Source organism: Amycolatopsis sp. NPDC004625 (assembly GCF_040609695.1).
Classification (GTDB): Bacteria; Actinomycetota; Actinomycetes; order Mycobacteriales; family Pseudonocardiaceae; genus Amycolatopsis.
Map to the genome: position 1 here is coordinate 209675 of NZ_JBEXKX010000010.1, position 13423 is coordinate 223097.

The 13423-nt window shown below is 72.1% G+C and carries 12 protein-coding genes and 1 pseudogene; 3 read left to right on the top strand and 10 right to left on the bottom strand.

Annotated elements, in window-relative coordinates; all coding sequences use genetic code 11:
- Positions 1-167 precede the first annotated feature (167 nt).
- The 6 genes and pseudogenes from raiA to ABZW17_RS14425 all read right to left on the bottom strand — a co-directional run bounded on the left by raiA (position 168) and on the right by ABZW17_RS14425 (position 7535).
- On the bottom strand, positions 168-854 hold the full coding sequence (gene raiA / locus ABZW17_RS14400) for a ribosome-associated translation inhibitor RaiA (protein WP_093948375.1): 687 nt from the start codon (positions 852-854) through the stop codon (positions 168-170).
- 841 nt (positions 855-1695) lie between these two features.
- Positions 1696-2058, bottom strand: a pseudogene (locus tag ABZW17_RS14405) (ComF family protein); the annotation flags it as partial.
- Positions 2059-2865: 807 nt separating this feature from the next.
- Positions 2866-4575, bottom strand: a complete 1710-nt coding sequence (locus tag ABZW17_RS14410) for an LpqB family beta-propeller domain-containing protein (RefSeq protein ID WP_354813306.1) — start codon at positions 4573-4575, stop codon at positions 2866-2868.
- Positions 4576-4634: 59 nt separating this feature from the next.
- Positions 4635-6356 carry an MtrAB system histidine kinase MtrB gene (gene mtrB, locus ABZW17_RS14415; protein ID WP_354813308.1) on the bottom strand — a complete coding sequence of 574 codons (1722 nt, stop codon included), beginning with the start codon at positions 6354-6356 and terminating at the stop codon, positions 4635-4637.
- Between the two features lie 7 nt (positions 6357-6363).
- Complete coding sequence (gene mtrA, locus ABZW17_RS14420; protein WP_003085616.1) at positions 6364-7041, bottom strand: MtrAB system response regulator MtrA; 678 nt, start codon at positions 7039-7041, stop codon at positions 6364-6366.
- A gap of 179 nt (positions 7042-7220) precedes the next feature.
- Positions 7221-7535 carry a bifunctional 3-phenylpropionate/cinnamic acid dioxygenase ferredoxin subunit gene (locus ABZW17_RS14425; RefSeq protein WP_354813310.1) on the bottom strand — a complete coding sequence of 105 codons (315 nt, stop codon included), beginning with the start codon at positions 7533-7535 and terminating at the stop codon, positions 7221-7223.
- A 165-nt stretch (positions 7536-7700) separates the two neighbouring features.
- Between ABZW17_RS14425 and ABZW17_RS14430 the strand changes: the two genes are divergently transcribed.
- Positions 7701-8486: an IclR family transcriptional regulator gene (locus tag ABZW17_RS14430; RefSeq protein WP_354813312.1), complete on the top strand. Its 786-nt coding sequence runs from the start codon at positions 7701-7703 to the stop codon at positions 8484-8486.
- Here the strand turns inward: ABZW17_RS14430 and ABZW17_RS14435 are convergent.
- The gene (locus ABZW17_RS14435; RefSeq protein ID WP_354813314.1) at positions 8483-9454 is read right to left on the bottom strand and encodes a WYL domain-containing protein; all 972 of its coding nucleotides are present in this window, start codon (positions 9452-9454) and stop codon (positions 8483-8485) included. The genes ABZW17_RS14430 and ABZW17_RS14435 overlap by 4 nt on opposite strands.
- Positions 9455-9518: 64 nt before the next feature.
- On the opposite strand from ABZW17_RS14435, the gene ABZW17_RS14440 reads away from it, so the two are divergent.
- Both ABZW17_RS14440 and solA read left to right on the top strand, forming a co-directional pair.
- Positions 9519-9968, top strand: a complete 450-nt coding sequence (locus ABZW17_RS14440; protein WP_354813316.1) for a hypothetical protein — start codon at positions 9519-9521, stop codon at positions 9966-9968.
- 57 nt (positions 9969-10025) lie between these two features.
- Positions 10026-11156 carry an N-methyl-L-tryptophan oxidase gene (gene solA, locus ABZW17_RS14445; protein ID WP_354813318.1) on the top strand — a complete coding sequence of 377 codons (1131 nt, stop codon included), beginning with the start codon at positions 10026-10028 and terminating at the stop codon, positions 11154-11156.
- Here the strand turns inward: solA and ABZW17_RS14450 are convergent.
- From ABZW17_RS14450 to ABZW17_RS14460, 3 genes are all read right to left on the bottom strand, one after another.
- Positions 11145-11798 carry a dTMP kinase gene (locus tag ABZW17_RS14450; RefSeq protein WP_354813320.1) on the bottom strand — a complete coding sequence of 218 codons (654 nt, stop codon included), beginning with the start codon at positions 11796-11798 and terminating at the stop codon, positions 11145-11147. The genes solA and ABZW17_RS14450 overlap by 12 nt on opposite strands.
- Before the next feature lie 62 nt (positions 11799-11860).
- Positions 11861-12610: a hypothetical protein gene (locus ABZW17_RS14455; RefSeq protein ID WP_354813322.1), complete on the bottom strand. Its 750-nt coding sequence runs from the start codon at positions 12608-12610 to the stop codon at positions 11861-11863.
- Positions 12607-13182, bottom strand: a complete 576-nt coding sequence (locus ABZW17_RS14460; RefSeq protein ID WP_354813324.1) for a papain-like cysteine protease family protein — start codon at positions 13180-13182, stop codon at positions 12607-12609. Before ABZW17_RS14460 ends, ABZW17_RS14455 begins: the two co-directional genes overlap by 4 nt.
- Positions 13183-13423: the final 241 nt, after the last annotated feature.

Here is a 13423-nt window from a genome sequence, read left to right on the forward strand (position 1 = left end):
CGGTCCCGGGCAGGTTCTCCCGCGGTGGCGGCCGTGTTCGGCGCCACCTTCCCACCCCCATCGTAGGGAACGGGGGCGCCCGTGTGCACACGCCGTACGTCCTGACATGCGGAGGGCCCGCACGCGAGCGCGTGCGGACCCTCCGGCAGACCTCCCTTCGGCTCGGCTCAGCCGAGCCGGATCACGCCGTAGTCGAAGCCTTTCCGCCGGTAGACCACGCTGGGCCGGCCCGCTTCGGAGTCGTTGAAGAGGTAGAAGTCGTGGCCGACCAGCTCCATCTCGTAGAGAGCCTGGTCCACCGTCATGGGTTCCGCGGTGTGCTGCTTCTCGCGAACGACGCGGCCGGGCTGGTGACCCAGGTCGTCGTCGGCCCAGCTCTGCTGCTGGGGCAGGTGGAATTCTTCGGCACTCGCGAAGCCGTTCGGCTGCGGCTCGGCTTCGGGTGCGTCCAACACCGCGGTACGCGCGGCGGGACTGGCTGCGGCCGGGGATCCACCACCCGGCAGTGCCGAGGTCGCCTCGGCGACCGATTCCGGGCGGCTGCGCCCGTAGTGAACGCGCCTCCGGTCGTGTGTCCTCCGCAGCCGGTTTTCGAGCTTCGTGACTGCGGAATCGAGCGCCGCGTAGAAGTCGGCAGCACACGCTTCGGCGCGTACGGCCGGGCCTCGCCCCTTTCCGGTGATTTCGACGCGCTGGCAGCTCTTGGCCTGGCGTCGGTTGGGTTCGTGGAACAGTTCCACGTCGTACCGGATGACTTTCCTGTCGTAGCGCTCGAGGCGGGCCAGCTTTTCGCTGACGAGTGCCCGATAGTGGTCGGGCACCTCCACGTTGCGGCCCTTAACGACGATGTCCATACACGACCTCCCTCGCTGAGATGACTGCGAGCTGTTGTGTTCACACACGGCGCCGGTATTGCGGGGACGGAAGCCCGGATCGCGGGCTGAGAAGGAACTCGGGAACGGTTCACGACGTCTCGTGCCGATGACCGAGCGCGGACTCAGCGCACCTCCGGCGCCAGGGACATGGGCTCGTCACCTCCCTGCCTGCGGGGATTGCTGATTGCGGAGCACGTTAGCTTCCTCACGCCCGTTACAACAGCCCCCGAGCCGGGGGATGTCAGGGGATGGGACTCCGTCACCCCGCGCAGTGATCGCGGGGCGGGCACCACAAAACACCCGCTGGTCGGACGCGCCGAGATCATCGCGCTTTCACACGGACGGCGCATCGCTGTGTGCTGGTGGACGCCGAGGGTGACAGCCCCGTCTCCCGCAGCCGCCACCCCGGTGGAGTGGTGTGGCGGCCGAGTGATCGTGATCGGCACCCTCATGCCCGGACAACGGGCGCCGGTCCGTTCGCGTTCCCGGTTGATGTCACTCGTGTAGGTGATGCGGGGTCACCCGGGCGCGCGGGTGGGGCCGGATTGTGCGCTCGACCTGGGCGGGGATCGGTCCGCGGGGAATTTCGTGAGGGTGGGTGCGGAACCGGTACCACGGCTTTCGTAGATCACCGGGAATGGCTTTCCGGGTGCCACCGGGCGACGGGCAACCGCGGCAGCGCAGCCGGGCTCGGCCGGAGCACGGCGGCCGGGTTCCGGGGCGGCCGTTCCATGATCGCCCGGCGTGCGGTTCGCCCGTCGAGGGGCCACAGTGGTCGGTATGGATCGCTCCTTCCCTCGCTTCGGGAAGCCCGCCCGGTTCAGCCGGCCGCGAGCAGGGTCAGGACGGCGGAGACCGTGAACCCCGCCGCCGCCAGCGCCCGGACGCAGGCGGCCGCCGTGGCTCCGGTGGTGACCACGTCGTCCAGCACCACGATCGGCACTCCCGGCGGCGGGCGGCCCGCCTCGCGGAACCGCATGTGCCCCGCGAGGTTCGCCGTGCGCTGCTCGCGGCTCAGGCCGACCGCGTCCCGGACGCCGCCGGTCAGCTCCAGGGCCGGGGCCACCGTCACCTCGATGCCCCGCGCCGCCAGGACGCTCGCCGCGGCCTCGGCCAGCCGCTCGACGTGGGGGCCTCCTCGCACCCGCGCCGCCGATCGGCGACTGGGCGCCGGGACCAGGCATATCGCCCGGGCCGGCTCGGGCCCTGCCCGAATCCCCGCCAACCGGCTGCTCGACACTCGGGGCGGCTCGGGCGCCGCCCGAAACCCCACCGCTCGGGGCGGCTCGGGCGCTGCCCGAAACTCCGCCGACCAGCTGCTCGACGCCCGGGGCGACTCGGGCGCTGCCCGAAACCCCACCGACCGGCCGCTCGACGCCCGGGGCGGCTCGGGCCCTGCCCGAAACCCCACCGACCGGCCGCTCGGCGCTCGGACCGCGGGCGCTGCCCGAACCTGCCCGGACGGCCGTCGACCGGCCGAAACCGCGACCCGCGCCGACGCAGCAACCCACCGGTTGCACCACGCCCGCAGCCGGATCGCGCGAGCCACCAGACCCCACCCGGACCGGAGGCCGGCCGAAGCCGGGACCGCAGGAACAGCCTCCCGCCCCGGACTCGACCGAGACCCATCAGCAGGGAGCCCACCCGCGCCCAGCGGCACCTCCACCAGGGCCTCCGCCAGCACCCTCCCCAACGACGCCGCCAGATCCCGGCGCCCCCGCTCCTTGTACGCGATCAGCAGCTTCCGCCCCACACCCCGGTACCGGCCCAGCGCGAACACCCGCACCAGCCCGGCCGTCGGCCCGCGAACCACCTCCCTGGCCGCGCCCCACACTTCCTCACACCGCGCACAACACGGCTCCCCGCGCGCTCCGCAAGCAGCACAGCGGGCCGGGATCAGCAGATCGAGCAGTTTCCTCAACACACGGACAGTGTCACGACCGGCACCGACAGTTTCGGCCGTCCCGCCGTCACCCACACGAGCGAAACATCAGCCCGGGTAGAACGGATCCGCGTCCTTCATAGTGTGGGCCTGCGGGCGCCACACCTCCCCCAGCACCGAAGCCGTCCAGAGGCCGTTCGCGTCCGCCACCACGATCGGACGGCTGGGGGCCGCCGTCACGCCGTGCACCGTCGGGGTCAGGTTGCTGCTGTTGAACGCGTCCATCCGCTGGCCGTCCACCGTCACCCGGACCACCGGCTGGGACGGGGACTTCGTCACCGCCACCAGGCCGTCCTGGGCGACCCAGTCCACGTCCACCACGTCCTCCAGCTCGTGCTGCTGGAGGTGGCGCGGCTCGCGCAGGGACACCGAATCGCCGTTGACGACCACCGAGGCGACCCACAGCTCGCCCTTGATCACCGCCGCCACGCGGGCGCCGTCGCGGGAGAACCGGAGCTCCGTCACGCCGCCCTGCTGGGTCAGGTCCGTGGCGTTGACCTGCAGGGCCGTCCAGTGGCCGTTCGGGTCGAGGACCATCCGGCAGACCGTCAGCTCGTCGACCACCGTCCACACCTCGCCCGTCGCCGGGCGCCACGTCGGGCGGGTCAGGGAGCTGCCGCCGAGCGTCGTCAACGCCAGGTCGTGGCCGAGGTCGCCGATGCGCAGGCGCACGCCGCCACCGCTGCGCTCCACCACGGCCAGGCGCTTGCCGTCGATCGACTGGGCCGCGTTCACCACGTCGTAGCCGCCGTTGCCCGCCGGGCCCGGCACCGGGGCGCCGTCGCCGAGGGACCGCACCCGGCCGCCCACCGTCATCAGGCCCAGCAGCTCCTGGCCGATCGACAGCGACGCGCCGTACGCCGGCAGCTCGTTCAGCCGCCAGTCCGGGTGGTTCGGCACGAGCGGGGCGCCGTCGGCGAGGATGCGGATCCGCGCCGACGTCACGTACTGCAGCGACAGTACGATCTGCGCCGCGATCAGGTTCCGGATGTCGTCCGGCACCCCGGTGAGGCCGGTCAGCGGCACCACCAGCGTCCCGTCGTCGAGGCTCTTGACGTTCGTGTCGATCTCGATCGGGTCGCCGAGCAGGTTCTTCACCGCGCCGGCCAGGCTCGTCGACGGCCCGCTGACCAGCAGGTCCATCACCCGCCCCGGCAGCCCGGACTGCGGTTTCGCGACCACGTACCGCCGGTCCGGGACGAACGTGTTCGACGACTCCGAGTAGAAGCTGATCGGGACCGGCGTGTAGTTCTCGCTGAAGTCGGACTCGGTCGCGTACAGGTCCGGCGGCGGGTCGACGATCCGCCACTGGCCGTTCGCCTGCTTGCGCACCTTCACCTGGAGCATCGCCGGGCTGTGGTCCGGCACGAACGCGCTGTTCTGGTCCAGCGAGCCGATATCGACCCCGCGCACGTTGACGACCTGGGTGTTCGGGTCGGGCGGCGGGTTCGTGTCGTAGACCGTGCCGAAGGTGTCCTGGATGATCGTCAGGCTGCGGCTCGGCCGCCAGCCCGCCCGGCCCTGTTCGTCCAGGTAGGCGCGGGCGGCGGCGTTGTTCTGCCCCGGCTTGAGCGTCGCCCCGACGAACGCGCGCACGAGCGACAGCGGGTCGATGCCCGGCGGCGGCTCCGGCACGACGTCACCGGAGCTCTGCCCCTGACGCTCGCCGGGCACCACCTGCGGCTGCGATTCCAGCGGCACGTTCGCGCAGCCGGCGAGCAACACGAAACACAGCACCGAAAGCAAAAGCCGTGACAACCGGGGCTTCGCCCCGGGCCGGGGGCTTCGCCACCCGGACCCCCGAAAAGCGCGTTGCATCACTGACCGATTCCCTCACGTTCCGCGAAGATCGCCTCGGGCGCCGGCGTGACGTCGATGATCCCGAGCGGCACCTCCGCCGCGAAGCGGTCCGGCGGCGGCAGGGTCAGCGGCGGGTCGCCGGCCGGCACCTCCTGGCTGCGCGGCAGCAGGAGCCGGAAGCAGGCGCCGTGGCCGGGCTCGCCCCACGCGTCGAGCTCGCCGCCGTGCAGGCGCGCGTCCTCCTGGCTGATCGCCAGGCCGAGGCCGGTGCCGCCGGTGCGGCGGTTGCGCGACGGGTCGGCACGCCAGAACCGGTTGAACACCAGGTCCGCCTCGCCCGGCCGCAGGCCGACGCCGTGGTCCCGGACCGTGATCGCGACGGCGGTCTCGTTCGCCCCGACCGTCAGCACCACCGGCTTGCCCTCGCTGTGGTCGACCGCGTTGGCCAGCAGGTTGCGCAGGATCCGCTCGACGCGCCGGGCGTCGACCTCGGCGATCACCTCGGCCTCGGGCAGCACCAGCTCGACCGAGCTGCCCGCGTTGCCGGCGATCACCCGCACCTGCTCGACCGCGCGGGTGGCGATCGGGCGGACGTCGATGAACTCCGCGGACAGGTCTTCGACACCGGCGTCGAGTCTGCTGATCTCCAGCAGGTCGCCGAGCAGCGCTTCGAACCGGTCGAGCTCGTCGACCAGCAGCTCGGTCGACCGCGCGAGGCCCGCCGGGAACTGCTCGCGGGACGCGTGCAGCACGTCCGCGGCCATCCGGACGGTGGTCAGCGGGGTGCGCAGCTCGTGGGAGACGTCGGAGGTGAACCGGCGCTGCAGGCCGCCGAAGTCTTCGAGCTGGCGGATCTGGCGCTGGATGCTCGCGGCCATCTCGTTGTAGGACACCGCCAGCTTCGCCAGGTCGTCCTCGCCGAGCACGGTGAGCCGCTGGTCGAGGTCGCCGCCGGCGAACTGCTCGGCCGCCGCGGCGGCCTGGCGGACCGGCCGGACCACCTGCCGCGTCACCAGGTTCGTGATGCCGGCCAGCAGGAGCAGCAGCACGAGCCCGCCGACGAGCAGCGTGTTCTGCACGGTCGAGACGGTGTTCTGCTCGGTCGTCAGCGGGAACAGCAGGTACAGCTGCAGCGGGCTGGCCACGGTGTTCAGCGGCGTGCCGACGATCAGGTACGTCGTGCGGCCGCCGCCGGAGTCGGTGACGGTGTGCTCGAGCCAGCTCGTCTGGTCGGCTTCGACGAACTGGCGCAGCCGCGGCGGCACGTTCTCGAACGGGCCCGCCGACGCCGGGTCGCCGGACTGGTTGCGGCCGCCGCTGGCGAGCACCGGGACGAACGTGCCCGCCGCCGAACCGGCCGCGTCCTGGCTGGTCGGCGTGATCGCGATCTTCTTCAGCGCGTTCTCGAGCCGGTTCGTCAGCGCCTCGTCGTTCTCGGAGCCGAGGCCGACCAGCTCACCGGCCGCGGTGTCCGCGGCCGCGCGGGTCTGCGCGATCGCCGCGTCGCGCTTGGTGTCGAGCAGCCGTTCGGTGATCTGGTTCTGCAGCACCATGCCGAGCACGAAGACCACGGCCGACGACAGCGCCAGCGTCGACACCGTCACGCGGAACTGCAGCGAGTGCTTCCACAGCTCGTTGAAGGCGACCGCCCGGCGGCGCGCGAAAACGACGACACGCCGGACCAGGCGTGCCGTCGAACGCGCGAGCGCGGGAAGCCGTCTGCCGGCCGCGAGAGTCATCGACCCGTCACGGCGGGCCGGCCTTGTACCCGACACCGCGAACGGTCAACACCACCTCGGGGTGCTCGGGGTCCTTCTCGACCTTCGACCGCAGGCGCTGGACGTGCACGTTCACCAGCCGGGTGTCGGCCGCGTGGCGGTAGCCCCACACCTGCTCCAGCAGCACCTCGCGGGTGAACACCTGACGCGGCTTGCGGGCCAGCGCCACCAGCAGGTCGAACTCCAGCGGGGTCAGCGGGATGGCCTTGCCCTCGCGGGTGACCTCGTGGCCCGGCACGTCGATCGCCAGGTCGCCGATGGTGAGCGACTCCGCGGGCTCGGCCTCGGTGCGGCGCATCCGGGCCCGGACCCGCGCGACCAGCTCCTTCGGCTTGAACGGCTTGACGACGTAGTCGTCCGCGCCGGACTCCAGGCCGAGGACGATGTCCACGGTGTCGCTCTTGGCGGTGAGCATGACGATCGGCACCCCGGACTCGCCGCGGATCGCCTTGCAGACGTCGATCCCGTTCATCCCGGGCAGCATCAGGTCGAGCAGGACGAGGTCCGGTTTCAGCTCACGCAGCGCGGGCAGCGCGCGCGAGCCGTCGGCGACCACCGCCGTGTCGAACCCCTCCCCACGGAGCACGATGGTGAGCATCTCCGCGAGTGCGGGGTCGTCGTCGACCACGAGAACACGTGCCTTCATGTCCACATATTCGCACTAGTTCCGGCGCCCGCACGCACGACCCGCGTGTTTGACCACCAGAAAGATCAAGATCGCGGCCCCGTCCTGCTCCATCCGGGTGCCGGTGGACGGTCCGTGAAGGCCGCGCCGCGAGGCTCGGAGTCTCCCCGGCGCGGCCTTCACGGACCTGCGAGGAAAGCTCAGGGAACGGCCGGGACGGGCGCGTCGACGTACACGACGCCGCCGGTCACGACCACGCGGTGCGTCCGCAGCGCCTTCTTCGCCGGCAGGCAGGTGGGCGCGCCGGAGCGCAGGTCGAACTGCGAGGCGTGCAGCGGGCATTCGACGAAGCAGCCTTCGAGCCAGCCGTCGGCGAGGGAGGCGTCCTGGTGCGTGCAGGTGTTGTCGACGGCGAAGAAGCCGTCCTCGGTGTGGAACACCGCGATCGGAGCGGGGCCGTCGAGGCGGACGGCCTCTCCGACGGGCAGGTCGGCGACGGCGCAGGCTCGGATCATCGGGGCCTCCGGAGAACGACTGACGGGATGCCGGGACGGTGCGTGAATGTTGCGCATAGCGAGACGCTCTGCCTCTTGCGCAACAATCCGGGTTCGACGGCCTCCCCGTCAAGAGATTCGCCCACTCAGCCGATAGGAACCCCACCCAGCGGATACTGTTGCGCTATGCGGAACCAGGACCCGGGCAACGCAACTCAGAGCCAGGTGCAGTCGGTCGACCGGGCCATCAGCGTGCTGGAGCTGCTCGCGCGCAACGGCGAAACCGGCATCACCGAGATCGCGGGCGAGCTGGGCGTCCACAAGTCGACGGCGTCGCGGCTGCTGAGCGTCCTGGAGACGAGAGGCCTGGTCGAGCAGCTCGGCGAACGCGGGAAGTACGCCATCGGGTTCGGCGTCGTCCGGCTGGCCGGCGCCGCGACCGGCCGGATGGACCTGGCGAAACTGGGCCGGACCAGCTGCCTGGCGCTGGCCGAGGAACTGGGCGAGACGGTGAACATCGCCATCGCCGACGACGGCGTGGCCATCAACATCAGCCAGGCCCGCGGCTCGGCCGCGATCACCACGCAGAACTGGACGGGCCAGCGCACGCCGCTGCACGCGACCTCCAGCGGCAAGGTCCTGCTGGCCTACATGGGCGAGACCGAGCGCAAGCGGGTGCTGAAGCGGAAGCTGGAGCAGTACACCCCGCGCACGACGGTCGAGCCGGAAGAGCTGCTGACCGAGCTGGACCGGGTCGTCGAGGACGGCTACGCGGCGTGTTACGAGGAACTCGAGCTCGGCATGCACGCCGTCGCGGTGCCGATCCACGGCCCGGGCGGGGACGTCGTCGCCGCGATGAGCGCTTCCGGGCCGTCGTACCGGCTTTCGAAGCAGCGCGTGAAGCAGATCGTGAAACCGATGACCGAGTCGGCGGACGAGCTTTCCGCGCAGCTGGGGTACTTCCGGGACTAGGGGTACAGCCGCGCCATTGCGCGGATCGTGCTTCCCATGTGCGCCACCAGTTCCGCGGGGGCCAGCACCTGCGCGTCCGCGCCGAGCCGCAGCAGTCCGGCGGCCGCGTGCGGCACGCTCTCCAACGGGATTTCCGCGCGCTGCCAGCCTTCGGCGTCCGCGGGCCCGAGCGTGCGGGTGGCGAGCCGGGCGGCTCGCGGGCCGAGGATGTCCGGCAGGGCAACGATTCCGGCCGGGGAGAGCCGCACGAGTGCCGTCTCGCCGGCGTCGCCGTCTTCGTACCGTTCGACGTGCGCGCGCCAGAACTCCGCCAGCTCGAACCCGGCCGGCCGGACGAAGTGCTCGTCGAGCGCACGGAGCTCCGCGATGTTGCCGACGCGGTAGGTCCGCGGCTGCGGTCCGGCGGCCACGAGATACCAGACTCCGGCCTTGAGGACCAGGCCCAGCGGGTGCAGCCGCCGCGTCACCACCCCCGGCGACGGCGACCAGCGGCGGTACCGGATCTCGACGACCCGGTCCTGCCACAGCGCTTCGGCGGCCGCGAGCAGCTGAGGCACGGGGTCACTTTCGCGGTACCAGCCGGGCGCGTCGAGGTGGAACCGCTGGCGGATCCGCACCGACGCGTCGCGGTACGGCGTCGGCAGCGCGGCCATCAGCTTGAGCTCGGCGGCGGCCACCTGGGCGCCCAGCCCGAGCTCGGCGGCCGGTTGCGGCAGGCCGGTGAGGAACAGCGACCCGGCCTCGCCCTCGGTCAGGCCGGTCAGCCGGGTCCGGTAGCCGTCCATCAGCTGGTAGCCGCCGTCCGGCCCGGTCTCGGCGTAGATCGGGACACCGGCGGCGGCGAGCGCTTCGACGTCGCGGTAGACGGTCCGCGAGGTCACGCCGAGCTCCGCCGCCAGCCGCGCGGCGCTCATCCGCCCGCGGTTCTGCAGCAGCAACAGCAGGGACACCAGCCGGCTCGCGCGCACCCGGCGGAGTCTGCCGCAGACCACTGACAGAAGGTGTCAGTGGTGGCGCCCCAGGATCGTCTTCATGAACGACTTCGACTTCTTCATCGGCTCGTGGACCGTGACGAACCGGCGGCTCGCCGAGCCCCTGACCGGCAGCGACGACTGGACGGTCTTCCCCGGCACGTCGACGTGCTGGTCCCTGTTCGAGGGCGGCGGCAACGCGGACGAGATCGCCTTCCCCACCCTCGGATTCCGCGGCTGCACCCTCCGGCTCTTCGACGTCGAGCGTGCGGAATGGTCGCTGTACTGGGCCAACAGCCGGACCGGGCGGCTGCAGCCGCCGGTCGCCGGCCGCTTCGAGGACGGCCGCGGCGACTTCTACGGCGACGACACCCACGAAGGCGCGCCGATCAAGGTGCACTACGCCTGGACGGGCGTGGAAACGGCGACCCCGCGCTGGGAGCAGGAGTTCTCCGCCGACGGCGGCCGGACCTGGGAGGCCAACTGGGTCATGGACTTCGCCCGCGCTTGACAATCACGTCGCGCACCACGCACGTTGTTGCCGAAGGCGCAACTGCGGAAGGGTGCCATGACGCACTACGACGTGATCGTCGTCGGGCTCGGCGGGATGGGCAGCGCCGCGGCGTACCGGCTCGCGCAGCGCGGGCGGCGGGTGCTCGGCATCGACCAGTTCGCGCCGGTGCACAACCGCGGGTCGAGCCACGGCGGTTCGCGGATCACCCGCCAGGCCTACCTCGAAGGCCCCGAGTACGTGCCGCTGCTGCTGCGGGCCCACGAACTGTGGGACGGCCTCGAGCGCGACAGCGGACGGCGGCTGTTCACCCGCTGCGGCGGCGTCATGGTCGGCACGGCGGATTCGCGCACGATCACCGGCAGCGCAGCTTCGGCCCGCGCCTTCGGCATCCCGCACGAACTGCTGGACGCGGTCGGGATCCGCCGCCGGTTCCCGACCATGGCGCCGTCGCCGGACGAAGTCGCGTTGTACGAGCCGGGCGCCGGGCTCGTGTCGCCCGAGGGCACCGTCGCCGCGCACCTGCAGCTGGCCGCGCGCTGCGGCGCCGAGCTGCACCACGAAGAGAAGGTGTTCACCTGGAGCACGATGGCCGGCGGGGTGCGCGTCGGGACGTCGCACAGCTACTACACGGCCGACCGCCTGGTGCTGTGCCCCGGTGCGTGGGCCGCCGAGCTGCTGCGCGACTTCGGCGTCGCCTTCACCGTCCGGCGGCAGGTGCAGTACTGGTTCGCGCCGTCGGGCGGGATCGCGCCGTTCCGGGACCACCCCGTCTACATCTGGGAAGCCGACGGCTACACGTTCTACGGCTTCCCGGCGCACAACGCGCCCGCGGACGGCGTGAAGGTCGCGTTCCACGGCGGCGGCCGGACGTGCACTCCCGACGGCATCGACCGGACCGTGTCGGGCGACGAGGTCCACGAGATCGCGTCGGTGCTGAAGCGGCACCTCCCGACGCTGCCCGGCGCGTTCCTCCGGGCGGCGACGTGCATGTACACCGACACGGCCGACGAAAGCTTCGTGCTCGCCCCGCACCCGGCCGAGGAACGGGTGGTGCTCGCGTGCGGGTTCTCCGGCCACGGCTTCAAGTTCGCCCCCGTGATCGGCGAAATCCTCGCGGACCTGGTGGTCGACGGCGCCACGCCGCACCCGATCGCGCAGTTCGACCCGGCGCGGCTACTCGCCTAGCAGCGACGTCGTCAGCGCTTCGAGGTCGACCCCGGCGACGCCGTCCAGGACGTGCCACGGCGCCAGCCAGCCGGCCGCGGCGAGTCCGTCGTAGACGGCCGCGCACCGCCGCTGCAGGCCGTCGTCGGTCTCGAAGGCGTCGCGCTCCCGGCCGGTTTCGGTCTCCGCACGGCGTTCGGCGCGCTCGGCCGCGACCGCCGGGGCGACGCGCAGGAGCAGGTGCGCGTCCGGGCGCGGCAGGCCGAAGCGGTCGATCTCCAGCTCCCACACCCACTTCACGACTTCGCCGGTGGCGTCCTGCCGCAGCCGCGCGGCCGCGTACGCGGCGTTGGAGGCGACGTACCGGTCGAGCAGGACGACGTCGTGCGCGTCCCGCAGCGCGCGGATCTCGTCCGCGGCGCCGCTGCGGTCCAGCGCGTAGAGCAGGGCCATGCCGTACACCGAGTCGGCAAGGTCGCCGTGTCCGCGGTGCAGCGCTTCGCGGACGAGGTCCGCGTGCACGCTCTTGCCGTAGCGCGGAAACGCCAGCGACGCGACACTCGCGCCCTTCGCGCCGAGCGCCGTCGTCAGCCCGTCCGCCAGCGTGCGCTTGCCCGCGCCGTCGAGCCCTTCGATGACCACCAGTCGACCCACGGGCGCCACCCTAACGGTGGTGGACCGGCGGGCTCGGTGGAAGGGGATCGACGCCGAGCCCGCCGGTTCGTCTAGGCGGGGTTCCGCCGCAGGTGGAGCACGTAGCCGGCGCCGCTGACCGCGAGCACGCCGACGAGGATCAGCAGCGGCACCCAGCCGGTGTCGTGGCCGGCCGGCGCCGGGCCGCCGTCGCCGCGGGGCATCACCTGGGACGTGGCGTCGAAGCCGCCGGCCTCGCCGTTGCGGGCGTAGTCCGAGCCGGGGAGCTTGTCGGCGTAACGGCCGGCGACGGTCCGCTGGTAGCCGGCGACCGCTTTGCCGTCGGCCAGCGACGTGACCTGACCGCCGACGACCGCGTACCAGGCGTCGATCTGCGGTTCGTGCAGCAGCTGGGCCCCCGCGGGCAGCTTCCGCGCGTACCCGCCTTCGACGTCGCCCGAGGCGATGTTGCCGATCTGCCAGGCGCCGTCCGCGCCGCGGACCGACCAGAGCGTCGCGGTCCGTCCGTCGGAGGCTCGCGCGGGAACCGCGAAGTACGCGAAGTCGCCCGGAGCCGCGTCGGGCTTGCCCGCGACGAAGTCCGGCGAAAGCTCGTACACGGGGAAGGCGTCCGGTGCGATCTCGACCGTCACCGGCCCCTTCGCGTCCGGGGCGGCCGCGAAGAACCGCGTCAAGGTGTCCTGGAAACCGGCGGCCGCGGTGTGCGCGGCCACGGCGTCGGCGCTGCTGATGCCGGCGGCCTGGGCCGCGCCTGACACCGGAGCCGTCATCAGCAGCGCCGCGCCGGTCAGCACGGCGAGCACGAGCGCCCGCCTGCTCATCGGGCGATCCCGGTGAGCGTGTGCGTCCAGGTGAACGACGAGTTGTGCGTGTAGTAGCCGTAGGTCGACCAGTTGTAGCGCTTGGCCGGGCCGGGGTCGCCCCAGAACACCCAGCCGCCGCGGGTGTCGTAGCCGTAGAGGACGTGGGCGTGGCCGCCGCCCGAGCGGTAGCCGACGCGGGTCTCGACCGGCCGGTCCGCCGCGGTCTGCGTCCGGACGTCGGCGTAGGAGATCCGCCGGTCCAGGTAGCGGCCCGGCGAAGTGAACCCGAGCTTCGCGAACGCGCGCTGCGGGTCGGCGAGGGTGCCGGGGAGGTTCGCGCAGTCCGCGCCGGCTTCACTGTGAGCGAGCTGACAGAACCGCGTCTGGCTGACGGCGAGGCCGTGGTAGGCGGCGATGGTGGCGCCCGAACTCGCCCAGCACCACTGGTTCTTCTGCTGGAGCTGCAGCGCGATCTGGTTCCGGTACGTCGGCGGCACTCCGGGCGCGGCTCCGGCGGTGACCGGCGCGACCAGGCACAACAGCAGGCTCAAAGCCAGTACGGCGTGAACCTGGCTCGACTTCACCAGCACGGACGGCCTCCTGCTCGAACGTGGGCGAACCAGCGGTGGTCACAACGGTGAACAACGCCGTCACAAGGAGCAAGAACGCCATCCGGCGGAACGGACCGTTCCGGGGCACAGCCGGAACGCGGAACAGTCACCTCAACGAGGCCAACCACCCTGAACGGGGGTCGGCACGTCCACCCTACGCTGCTAACGTGAACGTTCCGCGGTGTTCACGCCCAGCGCACACACTGGTCGGGTGAAGGGA